General features: G+C 74.3%; 13 protein-coding genes and 1 pseudogene. 6 read left to right on the top strand and 8 right to left on the bottom strand.

Features of this window, described 5'->3' with window-relative positions; genetic code table 11:
* A pseudogene (locus tag ADL05_RS13565) lies at nt 1-196 on the top strand (succinate--CoA ligase subunit alpha); the annotation flags it as partial.
* On the top strand, nt 193-1,740 hold the full coding sequence (locus ADL05_RS13560) for an aldehyde dehydrogenase family protein (protein WP_053617299.1): 1,548 nt from the start codon (nt 193-195) through the stop codon (nt 1,738-1,740). The pseudogene ADL05_RS13565 and the gene ADL05_RS13560, both read left to right, overlap by 4 nt.
* A 168-nt stretch (nt 1,741-1,908) precedes the next feature.
* On the opposite strand, the gene ADL05_RS13555 is transcribed toward ADL05_RS13560, so the two are convergent.
* The 6 genes from ADL05_RS13555 to ADL05_RS13530 all read right to left on the bottom strand — a co-directional run bounded on the left by ADL05_RS13555 (nt 1,909) and on the right by ADL05_RS13530 (nt 9,834).
* Nucleotides 1,909-2,343, bottom strand: a complete 435-nt coding sequence (locus ADL05_RS13555; protein ID WP_053617298.1) for a gamma-glutamylcyclotransferase family protein — start codon at nt 2,341-2,343, stop codon at nt 1,909-1,911.
* A gap of 71 nt (nt 2,344-2,414) precedes the next feature.
* Nucleotides 2,415-3,296, bottom strand: a complete 882-nt coding sequence (gene fdhD / locus ADL05_RS13550) for a formate dehydrogenase accessory sulfurtransferase FdhD (RefSeq protein WP_053617309.1) — start codon at nt 3,294-3,296, stop codon at nt 2,415-2,417.
* Between the two features lie 125 nt (nt 3,297-3,421).
* Nucleotides 3,422-4,393: a 2Fe-2S iron-sulfur cluster-binding protein gene (locus ADL05_RS13545; RefSeq protein ID WP_053617297.1), complete on the bottom strand. Its 972-nt coding sequence runs from the start codon at nt 4,391-4,393 to the stop codon at nt 3,422-3,424.
* A gap of 61 nt (nt 4,394-4,454) precedes the next feature.
* Nucleotides 4,455-6,446, bottom strand: a complete 1,992-nt coding sequence (locus ADL05_RS13540) for an NAD(P)H-dependent oxidoreductase subunit E (RefSeq protein WP_053617296.1) — start codon at nt 6,444-6,446, stop codon at nt 4,455-4,457.
* 390 nt (nt 6,447-6,836) lie between these two features.
* Nucleotides 6,837-8,771, bottom strand: a complete 1,935-nt coding sequence (locus ADL05_RS13535; RefSeq protein ID WP_053617295.1) for a molybdopterin oxidoreductase family protein — start codon at nt 8,769-8,771, stop codon at nt 6,837-6,839.
* 85 nt (nt 8,772-8,856) lie between these two features.
* A complete protein-coding gene (locus ADL05_RS13530; protein ID WP_053617294.1) occupies nt 8,857-9,834 on the bottom strand; it encodes a 2-dehydropantoate 2-reductase in 978 nt (325 codons plus the stop codon).
* A gap of 80 nt (nt 9,835-9,914) precedes the next feature.
* Between ADL05_RS13530 and ADL05_RS13525 the strand changes: the two genes are divergently transcribed.
* Both ADL05_RS13525 and ADL05_RS13520 read left to right on the top strand, forming a co-directional pair.
* Nucleotides 9,915-11,144, top strand: coding sequence for a molybdopterin-binding protein (locus tag ADL05_RS13525; RefSeq protein WP_082376366.1), 1,230 nt, complete (start codon nt 9,915-9,917; stop codon nt 11,142-11,144).
* Nucleotides 11,145-11,209: 65 nt separating this feature from the next.
* Nucleotides 11,210-11,887 (top strand): GntR family transcriptional regulator, encoded by a 678-nt coding sequence (locus tag ADL05_RS13520; RefSeq protein ID WP_197285791.1) that lies wholly within the window; start codon nt 11,210-11,212, stop codon nt 11,885-11,887.
* A 94-nt stretch (nt 11,888-11,981) separates the two neighbouring features.
* Here ADL05_RS13520 and ADL05_RS13515 read toward each other — a convergent pair whose 3' ends face one another.
* The gene (locus ADL05_RS13515; protein WP_053617292.1) at nt 11,982-12,788 is read right to left on the bottom strand and encodes an HAD family hydrolase; all 807 of its coding nucleotides are present in this window, start codon (nt 12,786-12,788) and stop codon (nt 11,982-11,984) included.
* Nucleotides 12,789-12,847: 59 nt separating this feature from the next.
* Between ADL05_RS13515 and ADL05_RS13510 the strand changes: the two genes are divergently transcribed.
* Nucleotides 12,848-13,753: a phosphorothioated DNA-binding restriction endonuclease gene (locus ADL05_RS13510; protein WP_053617291.1), complete on the top strand. Its 906-nt coding sequence runs from the start codon at nt 12,848-12,850 to the stop codon at nt 13,751-13,753.
* Between the two features lie 105 nt (nt 13,754-13,858).
* On the top strand, nt 13,859-15,577 hold the full coding sequence (locus tag ADL05_RS13505; RefSeq protein ID WP_053617290.1) for a hypothetical protein: 1,719 nt from the start codon (nt 13,859-13,861) through the stop codon (nt 15,575-15,577).
* 39 nt (nt 15,578-15,616) lie between these two features.
* Here the strand turns inward: ADL05_RS13505 and ADL05_RS13500 are convergent, their stop codons facing one another.
* Nucleotides 15,617-16,558, bottom strand: a complete 942-nt coding sequence (locus ADL05_RS13500; RefSeq protein ID WP_053617289.1) for an STM4011 family radical SAM protein — start codon at nt 16,556-16,558, stop codon at nt 15,617-15,619.
* Nucleotides 16,559-16,696: the final 138 nt, after the last annotated feature.

The following is a 16,696-nucleotide window of genomic DNA, read 5'->3' as shown; positions in this document are numbered from 1 at the left end:
GATGGGGCACGCGGGCGCGATCGTGTCGGGTTCCTCGGGCACGGCCGCGGCGAAGAAGGAGGCCCTGGAGGCCGCCGGAGTCAAGGTCGGCAAGACCCCCACCGAGACCGCGCGGCTCGCCCGCGCCGTCCTGAACGGCTCCGGCCACCGAGAGGAGGCGGGCGCCGGATCCACCATGGCGCCCACGGCCCCATGACAGCGATCCTCAAGCCCGGCACCGACTGGGCCACGCTCTACGAGCGCTGCCGCGCCATCGCCCCCGAGGCCTTCGCGGCCGACCGCGTCCTCAACCGCTGGGGCGGTGAGTGGCGCGCCGACGGCGAGCCACGGACCGCCCACTCGCCGGTGGACGGCTCGGAGATCGCGGGCCCGCCCATGCTCGACGGCCCCACGGCCGCGCGCGCCGTCGCGGCGGCCGCCACCGAGCACCGGGCCTGGACCACGGTCCCCCTCGACGAGCGCCGGGAACGGGTGCGCGCGACCGTCCGTGCCTGGGGCGAGCACCGCGACACCCTCGCGCTGGCACTCGTGTGGGAGATCGGCAAGCCCTGGCGCCTGGCCCGCCAGGACGTGGACCGGGCGATCTCCGGCGTGGAGTGGTACCTGGAGGAGATCGACCGGATGCTGGACGGCCGGGTCGCCCTCGACGGGCCGGTCAGCAACATCGCCAGCTGGAACTACCCCATGAGCGTCCTGGCGCACGCGATGTGCGTGCAGGCGCTGGCCGGGAACGGCGTCATCGCCAAGACGCCCACGGACGGCGGCCTGGTCTGCCTGACCCTGGCCGTGGCCCTGGGCGTGCGCGAGGGGCTGCCGTTCACGCTGGTCGGCGGCGGCGGGCGCGACCTGTCCCCGTCCCTGGTGCGCGGTCCGGAGGTCGGGTGCGTGTCCTTCGTGGGCGGGCGCGACGCCGGCGGGCGCGTGGCGGCGGACCTGGCCGACCTGGACCGGCCGCACGTGCTGGAGCAGGAGGGCCTCAACTGCTGGGGCGTGTGGGAGTTCGACGACTGGGACACGCTGTCGGCGCAGATCCGCAAGACCTTCGACTACGCCAAGCAGCGCTGCACGGCCTACCCCCGGTTCGTCGTGCAGCGGTCCCGGTTCGACGCCTTTCTCCAGGCCTACCTCGCGGCCGTGGGCACGGTCCGCTTCGGCCACCCCCTCGCCGTCGCCGACCCCGGCGACGACCTGCCCGAACTCGACTTCGGTCCGGTGATCAACGCGGCCAAGGCCAAGGAGCTCCACGACGCCGTCGCCGAGGCGGTGGCGGGCGGCGCGGTGCCGCTGTACCGGGGCTCACTGGACGACGCCCTCCTGCTGCCGGGCCAGAACACCGACGCCTACGTGGCGCCGGTGGCCCTGCTGGAGCCGCCGCGGCCCTCGCCGCTGTTCCATGCCGAGCCCTTCGGGCCGGTGGACTCCATCGTCCTGGTGGACACCGAGGCCGAACTGCTGGCCGCCATGAACGCCAGCAACGGCGCTCTGGTGGCCACGATCTCCTGCGACGACGCCGACACCGCCGCGCAGCTGGCGTCGGGCGTGCGGGCCTTCAAGGTCGGCGTCAACCGCCCCCGCTCCCGCGGGGACCGCGACGAGCTGTTCGGCGGCCTGGGCGACTCCTGGCGGGGCGCCTTCGTCGGCGGTGAACTCCTGGTGCACGCGGTCACCCGGGGTCCGGCGGCCGAGCGCCTGCCCGGCAACTTCCCGCACTACACACTGCGCCCGGAGGCACGCGCCTGACGAGCACGTCGGGAAGGGCCTGAGAAACCATCCAGGAAGGACGGCCGTCCGGGGGACCACGGGAGGGTCCTCCGGACGGCCTCGTCCGTGCCCCGCCGACCCGCCGGGCCGCCGCTGATCTGGGACGTCAAATGGGGACCGGCCGCACGGCCGGTCCCCGGCGCGTTCTCAGGCGGGCGGGGACGGCAGGAGGCGGGCGCGCAGGGCCGTACAGGCCTCGACGTAGGCGTCCAGGTGCTCGGCGGCGAAGGCGTCGGGGTCCCAGTCGCCCGGGGCCGCGTCGACGGGTCCGTCCGCCACGAACCCCCACCCCTCCTCACCGCCGACGAGGGACAGTCGGCGCACGTCGTAGCCGTCGCCCTCGTAGGTGTCGATGACGCGGCACTCGGCCTCCGTCAGTTCCGACAACAGCCGGCCGGAGGCGGTTCCCGAGGCCGGGACCAGGGCCGGGTACGGGTGTGCCGCCAGGGGCGCGGCCCGCCAACCGGGTGCCGCGGCGGGCGCGGAATCCGGCACCCGGCCGAGCAGCGCGCGCAGGATCTGGGGGAAGAGGAGCGTGCCGTAGACGAAAAGCGGCTGCCGCCGCTCTGACAGTCGGTCCATAGCCGAACACACTACGCCGGGGGGTCGGGTCCGGTCGGCGCAGGGGGCTAGCGCGCCGGCCGGACCCGCGTCTACCGACCCGGAACGCGGATTCCCTCGGTGGCCGCAGGGGGCGCGCTGGGCGCCCCCTCCAAAAGGATCCGTTGCCGTCCGGCGTAGACGTTCATGGAGCTGCCGCGCAGGAAGCCGACGAGGGTCATCCCCGCCTCCGCGGCCAGCTCGACGGCGAGGGACGAAGGAGCCGAGACCGCCGCCATCATGGGGATCCCGGCCATCCAGGCCTTCTGCACCAGCTCGAACGAGGCGCGCCCGGACACCATCAGCACCGTGTCGGCCAGCGGTACCCGGTCCGAGCGCAGCGCCCATCCGACCAGCTTGTCCACCGCGTTGTGGCGGCCCACGTCCTCCCGCAGCGCCAGCAGTTCGCCCTCGGAGGTGAAGAGCCCGGCCGCGTGCAGCCCGCCCGTGCGGTCGAACACCCGCTGGGCGGCGCGCAGGCGGTCCGGCAGCGCCGTGAGCGTGTCGACCCCGACGCGCAGCCCGTCCCGGCCCACGTCCCACGGCGCCTGCGTGCGCACGGCGTCCAGGCTGGCCTTGCCGCACAGCCCGCACGAGGAGGAGGTGTAGAAGTTGCGCTCCAGCGAGGTGTCGGGCGGCGGGACGCCCGCGGCCAGGGTCACGTCGAGCACGTTGTAGGTGTTCGAGCCGTCCTCGGTGGCTCCGGCGCAGTAGCGGATGGCGACCAGGTCGCTCTCGCGGGCGATGACGCCCTCGCCCACCAGGAAGCCCGCCGCCAGGTCGAAGTCGTGACCGGGGGTGCGCATGGTGATGGTGAGCGGCGAGCCGTCCAGCCGGATCTCCAGCGGCTCCTCCACGACCATCGTGTCCACGCGCTCGGACGCCGATCCGTCCCTGATCCTGAGCACCTTGTCGCGAACCGTGACCCGACCCATGACCGCCACCGCCTTCCGGTGCATCCGCCTCTACTGTGACCGAACCAGTGCCCTGCGCGGAACCCTTCGCCAGGACCCTTCGCGGAGCCCGGCGGGCTCCCGCGCGTCCGTCCCCTCCAGGGGCCCTACAGGGGGCCCCTCTCCGCTCCCCGCTCGCCACCCCCGCCCCGGCGCTGCACGTGCTGGAAACCGAACCGGCCCTTGATGCACAGGTTTCCATGGGTGACCGGGTTGTCGTGCGGGGAGGTGACCTTGACGATCTCGTTCTCCTGGACGTGCAGCGTCAGGTTGCAGCCCACGCCACAGTAGGTGCAGATCGTGGTCGTCTCGGTCTGGGCCTCCTCGTCCCAGGTACCGGCCTGGCGCATGTCGAACTCGGTCGCGAACGAGAGCGCCCCGGTCGGGCACACCTCGATGCAGTTGCCGCAGTACACACAGGCCGAGTCGGTGAGCGGGGCGTCGTGCTCGGTCGAGATACGGGCGTCGAAACCGCGTCCCGCCACCCCGATGGCGAACGAGTTCTGCCACTGGTCGCCGCAGGCGTCGACGCACTTGTAGCACATGATGCACTTGGAGTAGTCGCGCACGTACAGGTCGTTGTCGATCTTGGGCGGCTGCTCGACCGTGGCCGCCACCGACCCGTCCCCGGCCTCGTGCTCGCCCGCCCGGCGGGCGTCGCGCTCACCGAGCGGCGCGGGCTCCGAACGCGGGCCGAACCGGTCCGGCTCGGCCTCGTAGCGCTCCATCCACTCCGGGACCTTCGGCGTCGTGGACAGGTCGACCGAGGAGCCGAGCAGCTCCAGGACGAGCTTGCGGCTGTGCCGCACGCGCTCGGAGTCGGTGTTCACGGACATGCCGGGCTCCAGCTTGCGCGAGCAGGCGGGGGCGAGCGTGCGCGCGCCCTCCACCTCCACCACGCACACCCGGCAGGCGTTGCGCGGGGTGAGGGTGTCGCCGTAGCACAGGGTGGGGATCTCCGTCCCGGAGGCCGCGCAGGCGTCCAGGACCGTGGTGCCCTCGGGGACGCGCACCTCCTCGCCGTCGATCGTCGCGTCGATCAGGCGCTTGGGCGGTGCGAGGTGAACGAGGACGGTCATGTGTACTCCTTCGTCGCCGCCCGCGTGCCCGGGGCGGTGTGTGCTCTGGTGGTCGTCGGCATCAGGGCGTCCGCTCCCGTGCGGGCGCGCCCGGCGCGTCGAACAGCCCGAGCCGGTCCACGGCCGACTCCACGGCGTTCCACGCGGTCTGGCCCAGGCCGCAGATCGAGGCGTCGCGCATCGCCTGGCCGACCTCGCGCAGCAGCGCGACCTCGCTCGCGGGGTCGCCGCCCCGGCTGATCCGCAGCAGCGACTCCTCCTGGCGGACGGTGCCGACCCGGCAGGGGACGCATTGCCCGCAGGACTCGTCGCGGAAGAAGGCGGCCACGCGCACGAGCGTGGCGACCAGGTCGGCGGTGTCGTCCAGGACCAGGACCACGCCCGACCCCAGGGTGGTGCCCGCCGCGCGGGCCCCCTCGAAGGTGAGGGGGATGTCCAGCTCGTCGCCGCGGACGAAAGCCCCGGCCGCCCCGCCCAGCAGGACCGCCTGGATGCTGCGGCCCTCCGGCATGCCGCCCGCCGCCTCGATGAGGTCGCGCAGCGTGGCGCCGAACGGCAGCTCGTACAGGCCGGGGCGGCGGACGCCGCCCGACAGGCAGAACAGCTTCGGCCCGGTGGAGCCCTCGGTGCCGACCGCGGCGTAGGCGGGCCCGCCCATGAGGAGGATCGGCAGGACGTTGACCAGCGTCTCGACGTTGTTGACCGCGGTCGGCTTGCCGAAGAGCCCCTTCTCGACGGGGAAGGGCGGCTTGGTGCGCGGCTCGCCGCGCTCGCCCTCGATCGACCCGAAGATCGCGGTCTCCTCGCCGCAGATGTAGGCGCCCGCGCCCCGCCGGATCTCGATGTCGAACGAGAACCCCGAGCCCAGGACGTCGTCGCCGAGCAGGTCGCGCTCGCGGGCCACGGTGATCGCGTTCTCCAGGTGGCGCAGGGCCCGCGGGTACTCGCCGCGGATGTAGAGGTAGCCGGTGTGGGCGCCGATCGCGTACCCGGCGATGGTCATCGCCTCGATGAGGGAGAAGGGGTCGCCCTCCATGATGACGCGGTCCTTGAAGGTGCCCGGTTCGCTCTCGTCGGCGTTGCACACCAGGTAGTGCGGTCCGTCGGGCTGGCTCGCGGTCGCCTGCCACTTGCGCCCGGTGGGGAAGGCCGCGCCGCCCCGCCCCACCAGGCCGGAGTCGGAGACCTCGCGGATCACCCCGGCCGGGCCCAGGCGCAGGGCCTCGCGCAGCGCCAGGTAGCCGCCCTCGGCCCGGTAGTCGTCCAGGCTGAGCGGGTCCACCCGGCCGATCCTGCGGAGCAGCACGTGGTCGGGGGACCCGGCGTCGGGGACGGCGTCGGCGGGAGCGGGCTCGGGGTCGGTCCCGGGCAGCGGAACGTCGTCGAAGGTGGTCGGGGCGGCCGGGAGGTCCCGGTCGGCGGTGCCGGGGCCGTGGGCCGGGACGCCGTTGGCCCGGCCGTTGGAGTGTCCGTTCGCGGCCGGTTCGGGGGAGGCCGCGGCCAGGGTGTCGATCGCCCCGGGGGTGGCGGGCGCGGCGACGGCGGACCGGGGGCGGGGCCCGGCCTCGATGGCCAGGGCGGCGGGTGCGCGCTCGCACATCCCCAGGCAGGGGCTCTCGTGCCAGGTCACGTCGCCGTCGTGACCGCCGGGCGGGCCGTGGCGCTCGGCGAGCCGGTCGCGCAGCGGCCCCGACCCCTTGGCCGCGCAGGCGATGTCGGTGCACAGGTGCACGACCCGCCGGGGCCGCTCCTGGAGCGCGAACATCGCGTAGAAGGAGGCGACGGCGTAGGCCTCGGCCGGGGGGACGGTGAGCCGGCGGCAGACGTGGTCGAGTGCGCCGGGGCTGATCCAGCCGACACGGTCGTTGACCGCGTGCAGCGCGGGCAGGAGCAGGTCGCGCCGGTCGCGCGCCGTGTGGCCGCCCCGGGCGTAGCGCAGGTCGGTGTCCAGCCGGGTGCCGCCGTCCCAACCGGACTCGGGCGGTCCCAGGACGGAGTCGACGGCCTCGCGTTCGGTGTCAGTGGGCGTCTCGTCCAGGAATCTCAGGTCCACGCCTGGGTCACCTCTTCATCGCGTGTAAGCCAGATCACAGGATTCTGTATGCAGTGGACAGTATGATGAGTGCGGCCGGATGACAACCCCCCAGTGTGAAGTGGGTGGGATCCGGTGCGGGGTGGGTGGCCTCGTGGCCGCGGCCGCCCACCCCGAGGGGCCGGTCGGCGAGGTCGCGTCCGGCGGGTGTCGCCCGTCGTGGCCGCCCACGGCCCGCCGCCGGGCAGCCCGGAGGCGGCCCGACACCGGCTCGCGCGAGCCGGTGTCGGACGCGCGCGGGGCGGGGTCCGGCCCCCGCGGCCCGTCGTTCGACCGGCCGCGGGCGGCCTTCCGCCGCCGGGGCCCTGAGCGGGACCCGGCGGGCGGCGGCCCCGACCGCTGAGTGGCGCCTCAACGGACGGAGACCGGCTCCTCGGCGCCCTCGGTGACCCGTTCGATGCTCACCGCGGCGGCCTTGTACTCGGCCGTCCCGGCGATGGGGTCGGTGGCGTCGATGGTCAGCAGCTGGGTGTCCACCTGGTGCGGGAAGTGGAACGTCATGAACACCAGCCCCGGGCGCATGGCGTCGCTGATCGAGACCGGGACCAGCACCGAGCCCCGGCGCGAGGAGACCCGGACGACCTCCCCGTCCGCCACGCCGAGCTTGTCCGCGTCCTCCGGGGACAGGTCCAGCAGCTCGCCGCGGCGCAGGGGGGACGAGAACCCGCCGGTCTGGACGCCCGTGTTGTAGTCGTCCAGCCGCCGGCCGGTCGTCAGCCGGAAGGGGAAGTCCTCGTCCAGCAGGTCCACCGGGGGCGAGTGGCCGACGATGCCGAACGGCGCGGGCTCGCCGCGCTCGGCCGGATCCTGGGCCCACAGCCGCCGGTGCAGGAAGCTGGGCTCCAGCTCGTCCTCGGAGAAGCACGGCCACTGGATGCCCTGGTGCTCCTCCAGGCGCGCGTAGCTCATGCCCCGGTGCATGGGCGAGAGCGAGCGGACCTCGTTCCAGATGTCCTCGGCCGCCGGGCGCTCCCAGTCGTGGCCGAGCCGGGTGGCCAGGTCGCACATGATCTCGATGTCGTCGCGGGCGCCCTCGGGCGGGTCCAGGGCCTTGCGGACGAGCTGCACCCGGCGCTCGCTGTTGGTGAAGGTCCCGTCCGACTCGCACCAGGAGGCGCTGGCGGGGAGCACCACGTCGGCCAGTTCGGCCGTGCGGGTGAGGAAGATGTCCTGCACGACCAGGTGGTCGAGGCTGCGCAGGCGGCTCGTGGTCTTGTGGGTCTCGGGCTCGGACTGGACCGGGTTCTCCCCGATGACGTAGAGCGTCCTGATCTCGGACTCCTCCATCGCCTCGAACATCTGGGTCAGGGTCTTGCCCTTGGCCCCCTGGATCGGGCGCCCCCACACGTCCTCGAAGCGCGAGCGCACCCGCGCGTCGAGGATGTCCTGGAAGCCGGCGAGGCGGTCGGGGATGGCGCCCATGTCGCCGCCGCCCTGCACGTTGTTCTGGCCGCGCAGCGGGTTGAGCCCCGAGCCGTACCGGCCGACGTGGCCGGTGAGCAGGGCGAGGTTGATGAGGGCGCGGACGTTGTCGGTGGCGTTGTGGTGCTCGGTGATGCCCAGCGTCCAGCACATCTGGGCGCGCTCGGCACGGGCGTAGGCGTGCGCCAGTTCGCGGATGGCCTCCGCGGGCACGCCGGTCTCGGCCTCCGCGGCGCTGAGCGTCCACGGTTCGACCAGGGCGCGGTACTCCTCGAACCCGCTGGTGGCGCGCTGGACGAAGGTCTCGTTGGCCAGCCCCGCGTGCAGGATCTCGCGGGCGATGGCGTGCGCCAGCGGGATGTCGGTGCCCACGTTGAGGCCGAGCCAGCGGTCCGCCCACTCGGCCGTGGACGTGCGGCGCGGATCGACCACGAACAGCCGGGCGCCGTTGCGCACGCCCTTGAGCACGTGCTGGAAGAAGATCGGGTGGGCGAAGCGGGGGTTGCCGCCCCAGATGACGATGAGGTCGGTGTCCTCGACCTCGGCGTAGGAGGAGGTCCCCCCGCCCGAGCCGAAGGCGGCCGAGAGCCCGGCGACGCTGGGGGCGTGGCAGGTGCGGTTGCAGGAGTCGACGTTGTTGGTGCCGATCACGACGCGGGTGAACTTCTGCGCCATGAAGTTCATCTCGTTGGTCGCGCGGGCGCAGGAGAGCATCCCGAAGGAGTCGGGTCCGTGCTCCTGGACGCCGCGGCGGAATCCGGCGGCGGCGCGGTCCAGCGCCTCCTCCCAGGAGGCGGGGCGCAGTTCGCCGCCGTCGCGGACGAGGGGTCGGGTGAGTCGGTCGTAGGGGGCGGAGAAGTCCATGAGGGCCCTCGCTTGGTGGTCGTGGCCTTTGGATACTGGATACAGCATGGATCCGAGGCGGACAAGGGTAGGGGACGGCCGGGCGTCAGGACGCCGCGGCGATCCGCTGGTTCAGCAGCCCCGCGACGGCGTCGACCGCGCGCAGGGTCGGAACGGGGGCGCCGGTGAGGTCGGCCAGTTCGACGACGGCGGACAGGATCACGTCGAGTTCCATCGTGCGCCCGCGTTCGAGGTCGTGCAGGGTGGAGGTGCGGTGGTCGCCGGTGCGCTCGGCGCCGGCCAGCCGCCGGTCGATCGACACGCTCGGGCGCACTCCCACCCGTGCGGCGACCTCCAGGGTCTCGTTCATCATCGTGCGGGCCAGGTCGCGGGTGGAGCGGTTGCGGCAGATCTGGGCCATGGTCGACCGGGTCAGCGCGCTCAGGGGGTTGAAGACGATGTTGCCCATGAGCTTGACCCAGATGTCCTCCCGCAGGTCGCGCTCGACGGGGCACTTGAGTCCGCCGGCCTCCATCGCGGCCTGGAGGTCGCGGCAGCGCGCGGAGTCCGAGCGGTCCGGCTCGCCGATGGAGAACCGGGTGCCCTCGATGTGCCGGATCACCCCCGGGCCCGCGATCTCGGTGGCCGCGTAGACCACGCAGCCGACCGCGCGTTCGACGGGGATGACCCGGCTGACCGCGCCGCCGGGGTCCACGCTCTCGATCCGGTGCCCGGCCAGCGGCCCCTCGACGCCGTGGAAGTACCACCAGGGGACGCCGTTCTGCGCGGCCACGACCGCCGTGTCCGGGCCGAGCAGGGGGCGCAGCAGGGGGCCGCAGTCCGCGTAGTACTGGGCCTTGAGCCCGAGGAAGACGATGTCGACCGGGCCGATCTCCGAGGGGTCGTCGGTCGCGTGCGGGTGCGCGGTGAAGTCGCCGCGCGGGCTGAGGACCCGGACGCCGTTCTCGCGCATGGCCTTCAGGTGTTCGTTGCGGGCGACGAGGTGGACGTCGGCGCCGCCTCGGTGCAGGGCGGCGCCCGCGTAGGCTCCGATGGCTCCGGCGCCCAGGACTGCGATTCGCATGAGCGACTCCTTCCCATTCACATACTGTATACAGTATTCTCCAAGAATCGCCATACCCCTCTGCGGCAGGGAGAGAAGGAATGCTCGACGCGGACGGTCCGGAAACTTCTCCGCTTCTTCACGTCCGAGCCCGTCCTCACGGCTCCCTGTCCTGGGGCGCGGCGCGTGACACCGCGCGGGCGACCGGCGCCGAGGGCGCGTCGCCCACGGCCGAGGTGCCGCTGTCGGCGGCCCTCGGTGCCGTCCTCGGCGCCGACCTGGTGTCGGCGATCGACGTGCCCGCGCTCGACACCGCCGCCATGGACGGGTACGCGGTGGCGGGGGAGGGCCCCTGGTCCGTCCTGGGCCGCTCACTGGCCGGGCGCGGCACGCCGGTCGCCCGCCTGCGCCGGGGCGAGGCCGTGGAGATCGCCACCGGAGCCGTCGTCCCCGACGGCACGCTCGCCGTCCTGCCGCACGAGGAGGCGCGGGCGTCCGGCGACGTCGTCCACGGGACGTGCGCGCCCGGGCGGCACATCCGCCGCCGCGGGGAGACCGTCCCGGCCGGGGCGCTGGCGGCCCGGCGCGGCGCCCCGGTGACCCCGGCCCTGCTCGGACTCGCGGCCGGGCTGGGCCTGGACGGCCTGCCCGTCACCCGTCCCGCCGTCCGGGTGTTCATCACGGGGGACGAGATCGTGCACTCCGGCCGTCCCCGCCCCGGATCCGTGCGCGACGCCATCGGTCCGGTCCTGCCCGGGCTCGTCGCCTGGGCCGGCGGCCGGTGCGAGGGGCGGAAGGCGCTGCCCGACGGCCGCGCCGCCCTCGTCTCGGCGCTGGACGGCCTGCCCGGGGACCGCGTCGCCGCGGTGGGCGGGTCGTCCTCGGCGGGGCCGGCCGACCACCTGCGCGCGGCGCTCGCCGAACTCGGTGCCAGGACCGTGGTCGACGGGGTGGCCTGCCGTCCGGGCCACCCGCAGCTGCTCGCGGTCCTGCCCTCGGGCGCCGTCGTCGCCGGCCTGCCGGGCAATCCCGGTGCCGCTCTGGCCGCAGCGCTCACCCTGCTCGTCCCCGTGCTCTGCGGGCGCACCGGGAGGCGGGACCCCGCGCACGGCGGACGGCGGGCCCGGCTGTCGGCGACGACCGGTTCCCATCCCACCGACACGCGACTCGTGCCCGTCCGCCTCCACGGCGGCCTCGCGGTCGAGATCGAATCCCGCGGCCCGGCCGACCTGCGCGGGGCCGCCTCCGCCGACGCCCTGGCGGTCCTGCCGCCCGAGGCCGAAGGGGGCGCGGCCGACGGCACGGTCGAACTCGTGGTGGTCCCGACGTGACGCGCACGAGCATTGTTCTTCGTACACTGTCTGCAATGACCACGCACGGATCCGGGAGCCGTCCTATGTCCCCGCAGGGATTGAACGCCGCCACGAGTCGGGTGCAGCGCCCGGTACCGCTTCGGGAGGCCGTGTACGAGGCCATCCTCGACCTCATCACCACCCGCACGCTCTCCCCGGGCCAGCACCTGGTCGAGACCGAGCTGGCCCAGACGCTGGGCGTGTCCCGGCAGCCGGTGCGCGAGGCCATGCAGCGCCTCAGCAACGAGGGGTGGGTGGACCTGCGGCCCGGCTACGGGGCGTTCGTGCACACCCCCACCGAGAGCGAGGCCGACCAGCTGCTGGCGGTGCGCTCCCTGCTGGAGACCGACTCCGCCCGCCTGGCGGCCGAGCACGCCACCCCCGAACAGATCGCCCGGCTGCGCGAGCTGGTGGCGGTGGGGCGCGCCGCCGCCGAGCGGGCCGACACCGACGCCGTGGTCGAGGCCAACGCCGACTTCCACCGCGCCGTCACCGAGGCCTCGGGCAACCGGGTGCTCGCCGAGCTGGCCGGCCAGGTCGACCGCCGGGTCCGCTGGTACTACGCGCCCGTCGCCCGGATCCGGGGCTCGGCCTCGTGGGACGAGCACGAGAGCCTCGTGGACGCGATCGAGGCCCGCGACGCCGACACCGCGCTGCGGCTGATGGGCGAGCACACCGAGCGGACCCGCCGGACCTACCACGAAGAGGTCGACCGCGCCTGACGGCGTCCTCGCAGGCTCGGACGCGTGCTCGGGGCGCCGAGAGGCCGGTGTTCCGCGCCACCCCCAGGTGGTCCCGCAGGCTGAACGGCCGGGTTCAGAGGTCGGCGAGGAGGCGTTCGACGATCTGGGCCACGCCGTCGTCCTGGTTGGAGGGCGCCCGGTGGAGGCCGAGCGCGGGGTCGAGCAGGCCGGGGTGGCCGCCGGCCATCGCGTAGCCGCGACCGGCCCAGGTGAGGGCGGGCAGGTCGTTGGGCATGTCGCCGAAGGCCACGACCTCCTCGGCCGCCACACCCCACTCCTCGCAGAGCAGCGCCAGCGTGCTCCCCTTGGTCACCCCGGGGGCGCTCAGCTCCAGCAGGCTGTGCGCGCCGGAGTAGGTGACCTCCACCAGGGGGCCGACCGCCGTGACGGCGGCCTCGTGCATGAGGTGGACGGGTTCGTCGGGGGAGCGGACCACCAGCTTGGCGACCGGTGTGGCCCGGTCGACCAGCTCCTCGGTGGAGTAGACGATCTCGCGGTCCCAGGCCAGGGACATCGGCCCGGGCAGGTAGGCGGGCTCGTGGAAGAACGCCGCGCCCGTCTCCACGCCGAACCCCGGCATGGGCAGCGCCTGGCCGAGCTTCTCGATGACCGTGCGGGCGGTCGTGGCGCCGATCGCGCGGAAGCGGTCGCTTCCGTCGCCGGTGCGGTAGTGGGAACCGTTGCTCCAGACCACGGCGCCGCAGTCGAGCTGGTCGGAGACGATGTCGGTGGCGCGTCGCGGGCGGGCGGTGGCGACCACCACGCGGGCCCCGGCCTGGACGGCGAGGCCGAGGGCGTGGCGGGAACGGGCGGAGAGGGAGCCGTCGGAGCGGAGGAGGGTACCGTCGAGATCGGTCGCGATGACCCGGGGAAAGACCATGTCTCGGATTATGGCCGCCGCCGGGGACAGTGAGGGCGGCGGGTCGTAGGCTCCCGGTCATGGACTGGCTCGACCGGATCGCCTCCGTCAGGCGCTGGGAGCAGAACGGCTACCGTGCGCCCCACAAACCCCTCCTGTTGCTGTACGCGCTCGGCCACCACCAGCGGTACGGGCCGCGGCCGATCGAGTACGGCGAGGCGGAACAGCACCTGTCCCGGCTCCTCAGGGAGTTCGGTCCGCCCCGGCGGACCACGCCCGCCTACCCCTTCCACCACCTGGCCACGGACGGGTTCTGGACGGTCACGACCGCCGAGGGCGAGGGCTCTCCCGCCGCGAGCCCGACGGCGCTGCGCCGGACGCGGGCGCGCGGCGGCCTGAGTCCGGACCTGCTCCGGGCGCTGGACACCGAACCCGGTCTGCTCGACCGCATCGCCCGCCACCTGCTCGACGCCAACTTCGCGCCGTCCCTGCACGCCGACATCCGGCTGCTGGCCGGGCTGACCCTGGACACCGGCGCGGACCGGGGGTTCGACGCCCGTCCGGATGGCGTGCGGCGCGACCCCGGGTTCCGGGACGAGGTGCTGACCGCCTACGAGCACCGCTGCGCCTTCTGCGGTTTCGAGGGGTGGATCGACGGCCTCACGGTCGGACTGGAGGCGGCGCACGTGCGGTGGTGGGCCCTCGGCGGGCCCGACGACACGGGCAACGGGCTGTGCCTGTGCTCGATCCACCACCGGCTCTTCGACCGGGGCGTGCTGGGCCTGACCGAGGACCGCGCCGTCACCGTCTCCACCCGGTTCGTGGGCCGCTCGGCCGGTGCCGAGCAGGTGGTGCACGCCCTGGCGGGCCGCCGCGCGCACGACCCCCAGCCGGGGTTCGCGCCGGTCGGAGCCGACCACATCGCCTGGCACCGGCGCGAGGTCTTCCGGGGACGGCCGCGCCAACGCGCGGCGGCCGGAGCCTGAGCCGGGGCGGGCCCGGCGCGGCCTGCGCGGAACCGGCGCCCGGTTCGCCGCGTCCTACGGGGCGCACCGCCGCGACGCCCCCCTCCACCGGAATGAGAAGCCGACGTGATCCCCGTACCCGCGCCCGTGACCGTCCGAACCGACCGCCAGGAGGTGCTGGGCGGCCTCGTCGGCCCCCGCCTCGTCCTCGCCGCGGGGGACTCCTTCCCTGACACCGGCGGGATCGTCGGAGTCGGGGCCCCTGGAAACGGGTGTGCGGGCCGGGTGGTGTGGCACGGCGCCGACGGTGCCGCGCTCATCACCGTGGACGGCGACCTCCCCCGGCCCGGGCCGACTCGTTGGGGTGTGCTCCCCGAGGGACGGCGCACCCCCTGCACGGTCCTGACCGGGGACGGCGCCGTCCGCACCACCGTCGAGCCCGCGCAGGACGTACCGGACCGGTTCTCCGTGGACGCCCGCGACACCGGCGCTGACATCACGGGCGCCCCCGTGGTCTGCGGTGACATGGTCCTCGGCGTGGTCCTTTCCGGACCGTCGCACCGGGTGCTCCCCCTGACGGCCCTGCCGGCCGTCCCGGCGGCACGAGCCGTGCTCGACCACCACGGGGTGTCCGGCCGGGCGGAGCCGATCGGGACCGCGATCCCAGCGGAGTCCGGCCTCCCCCGCGATCTGGCCGTCCAGCGGCTGCACGGCATCGCGACGAGCCCACCGCCGTCCGGACCTGCTGAGTTCGCCCGGCTCACCGACACGTGCCTGGGTCTGGCGACCGCCCTCACGACGGACGTCGTGGAGGCCGCGGATTCCGTCGCGTCTCCCGGGCCCCTCCACGCGGCGCTCGACCGGTTGGCCGCTGATCCGGAGACCCCGGTGGAGGTCTTCGTTCACCTCTTCACCGCCGAGGTCCGCGGCCTGCGGGCATGGAAGGCCGCCTTCTGCGCGATCGCCGCCCGGCGGTTCGCGGACGAGGCCGGACGGCCGCGCGCCCGCCTGCGCGCGGGGGCCGTCGTGAACGCACATCGCCTCGCCGCCCGCGCCCTGGCAGGCGAGGAGCGCTTCGCGGCCGTGTCCGACACCCTGGCCGAGCTGCGGGTCTTCCTCGAAGGACTGCCGGACGACGAGCACGACGCACACCGCTCGGCGGAGATCGCCGCACTCGGCCATCACGCCCTGACTCTGATGCGGAAGGACAGGTCCCTGGAGGCCGCCGAGACCTATGGCGTCCTGGCCATGGCCTGCAAGGCGGCCGTCGAACGCGGGGTGGGAGACCACCGCTCGGAGTTCGTCGGGGCCCTGTCCGCTCGGGCGGCCATGCTGATGTTGCTCGGACTGCCCGCCGAAGCCCTCAAGTGCGTGTCCTCCGCCGTGCGCGTGGGCGAGAAGCTGCGCGAGATCGACCCGGGCTCCGTCTCCGAGGCTCTCGGGGACGCGCACGGGCAACGGGCGATCCTGCTCCGCTCCCTGGGGCGCACGGCCGAAGCGGAAGCGTCCGAAGCCCTCGCGGCCGAGGTGGCGGGGCCACGGCCGGAAGGCCCTGCCGACCCGACCGAGATGGTCATGCTCCTGGGCTCGCGTGCCAAGGAGCACACCGTCGCCGGGCGGCACGCGGAAGCGGCCGAGACGCTCGCGGAGGCGGTCCGGTACGTCCCCGCCGGAGACCAGGCGGACGAGATCGATCGGAGGACGTTGGGGATCCTGCTCAGCGCCCGGGCCGAGGCCCTGGTCCGGGCCGGACGCCCGCAGGAGGCGCGGGAGGTCGCCGCCCGGGCCGCCGAGGCGGGCCGACGTCCAGGAGCGCCCGGCGCAGGGCCCGCCGCGGGCCGATGACCCTCTGACCCGCTATGACAGCGCCCGCGGTCTTCTGGCCTACCGTTGGGAGGGGGACGGCTCGGTCGACGGATGAGTCCGTGCCCACTCGACGGGCACCCGCTCGACCACGCCGCCCCGGAAGACGTCGTACAGGTCCAGCGACTCCAGGTGCACGTAGCCGATGTGGCAGTCGCAGCTGGTCAGCGGGCACGCGCGCGGTCCGGTCCGGCGCAGGAACGACCCGTCGTACAGGTTCCCGAGCGGCGTGTCCACGAAGTGGCAGCGGCGCACGTTCCCGTCCCCGTCCACCGACAGCACGCTGTCCCCGGTCCGGCAGGGCAGGCCCCGGCTGGCGTGCGGGTGGCGGCTGTAGTGGAAGTGCGGGTCGAGTTCCTGCCAGGCGGCGGCCTCGTCGTCGGTGTAGGTCCGGCCCTCGGCGGCGTTGACCCACAGGTACACCTCCCCGGGCAGTGCGGCGCGCATCCGCCGGGCCGCCGCCAGGTGGTCCGGCTCGCCCACCACGCCGACGCTGAACCGCACGCCCAGCTCGGCCAGGCGCCGGGCCTTGGCCAGAAAGCGCTCGTGGGCCACCTGCCCGGGGTGGTAGGTGGTCCACAGGGCGGCGCTGCCGAGGTCGCAGTCGGCGAGCCACTCCACGCGCCCGCTCAGGTTGGTCTGGACCGCCACCCGCTCCACGTGCGGCAGGCGGCTGAGCCGGACCATCGCCGCGCGGTACCAGGACCGGACCAGTCCCTCGCCCCACGGCGTGAAGAGCACCGAGATCCGGGTGCCGGGGTGCTCCCGTTCCCCGTCCGCGACCCAGTCCGTGAAGCGTTCCAGGGCCGCCCGGTCCGCGCGCAGGGTCTCCGGCCGGTCCCGCCGCTTGGCGAAGGGGCAGTACGGGCAGTCGTAGTCGCAGCTGGCCAGCGGCCCCCGGTACAGCAGGGTGAGGTGCGGCGGGAGCGCGCGAGCGGGCCCCACCGGCCCCGTCGCGCCCACCGCATCCTTCCCGCGACCCGGATCCATCGGTCCCGAGGGCCCCGCCCCCGCCATCGTGCTGACCGGTTCCGCTGATGCAGTGGCGCGCTCGGCGTTCGACGTGCTCACCAGCCCCAATCGCACCACCGGCCCCATCCC

Source organism: Nocardiopsis sp. NRRL B-16309, from assembly GCF_001279585.1.
Lineage (GTDB): Bacteria > Actinomycetota > Actinomycetes > Streptosporangiales > Streptosporangiaceae > Nocardiopsis.
This window is presented reverse-complemented; position numbering and strand designations above follow the sequence as displayed.

Coding starts and splice junctions, on each gene's coding strand:
- ADL05_RS13560 (WP_053617299.1), top strand. CDS start 193: ATGACAGCGATCCTCAAGCCCGGCACCGACTGGGCCACGCTCTACGAG.
- ADL05_RS13555 (WP_053617298.1), bottom strand. CDS start 2,343: ATGGACCGACTGTCAGAGCGGCGGCAGCCGCTTTTCGTCTACGGCACG.
- fdhD (WP_053617309.1), bottom strand. CDS start 3,296: ATGGGTCGGGTCACGGTTCGCGACAAGGTGCTCAGGATCAGGGACGGA.
- ADL05_RS13545 (WP_053617297.1), bottom strand. CDS start 4,393: ATGACCGTCCTCGTTCACCTCGCACCGCCCAAGCGCCTGATCGACGCG.
- ADL05_RS13535 (WP_053617295.1), bottom strand. CDS start 8,771: ATGGACTTCTCCGCCCCCTACGACCGACTCACCCGACCCCTCGTCCGC.
- ADL05_RS13530 (WP_053617294.1), bottom strand. CDS start 9,834: ATGCGAATCGCAGTCCTGGGCGCCGGAGCCATCGGAGCCTACGCGGGC.
- ADL05_RS13525 (WP_082376366.1), top strand. CDS start 9,915: ATGCTCGACGCGGACGGTCCGGAAACTTCTCCGCTTCTTCACGTCCGA.
- ADL05_RS13520 (WP_197285791.1), top strand. CDS start 11,210: ATGTCCCCGCAGGGATTGAACGCCGCCACGAGTCGGGTGCAGCGCCCG.
- ADL05_RS13515 (WP_053617292.1), bottom strand. CDS start 12,788: ATGGTCTTTCCCCGGGTCATCGCGACCGATCTCGACGGTACCCTCCTC.
- ADL05_RS13510 (WP_053617291.1), top strand. CDS start 12,848: ATGGACTGGCTCGACCGGATCGCCTCCGTCAGGCGCTGGGAGCAGAAC.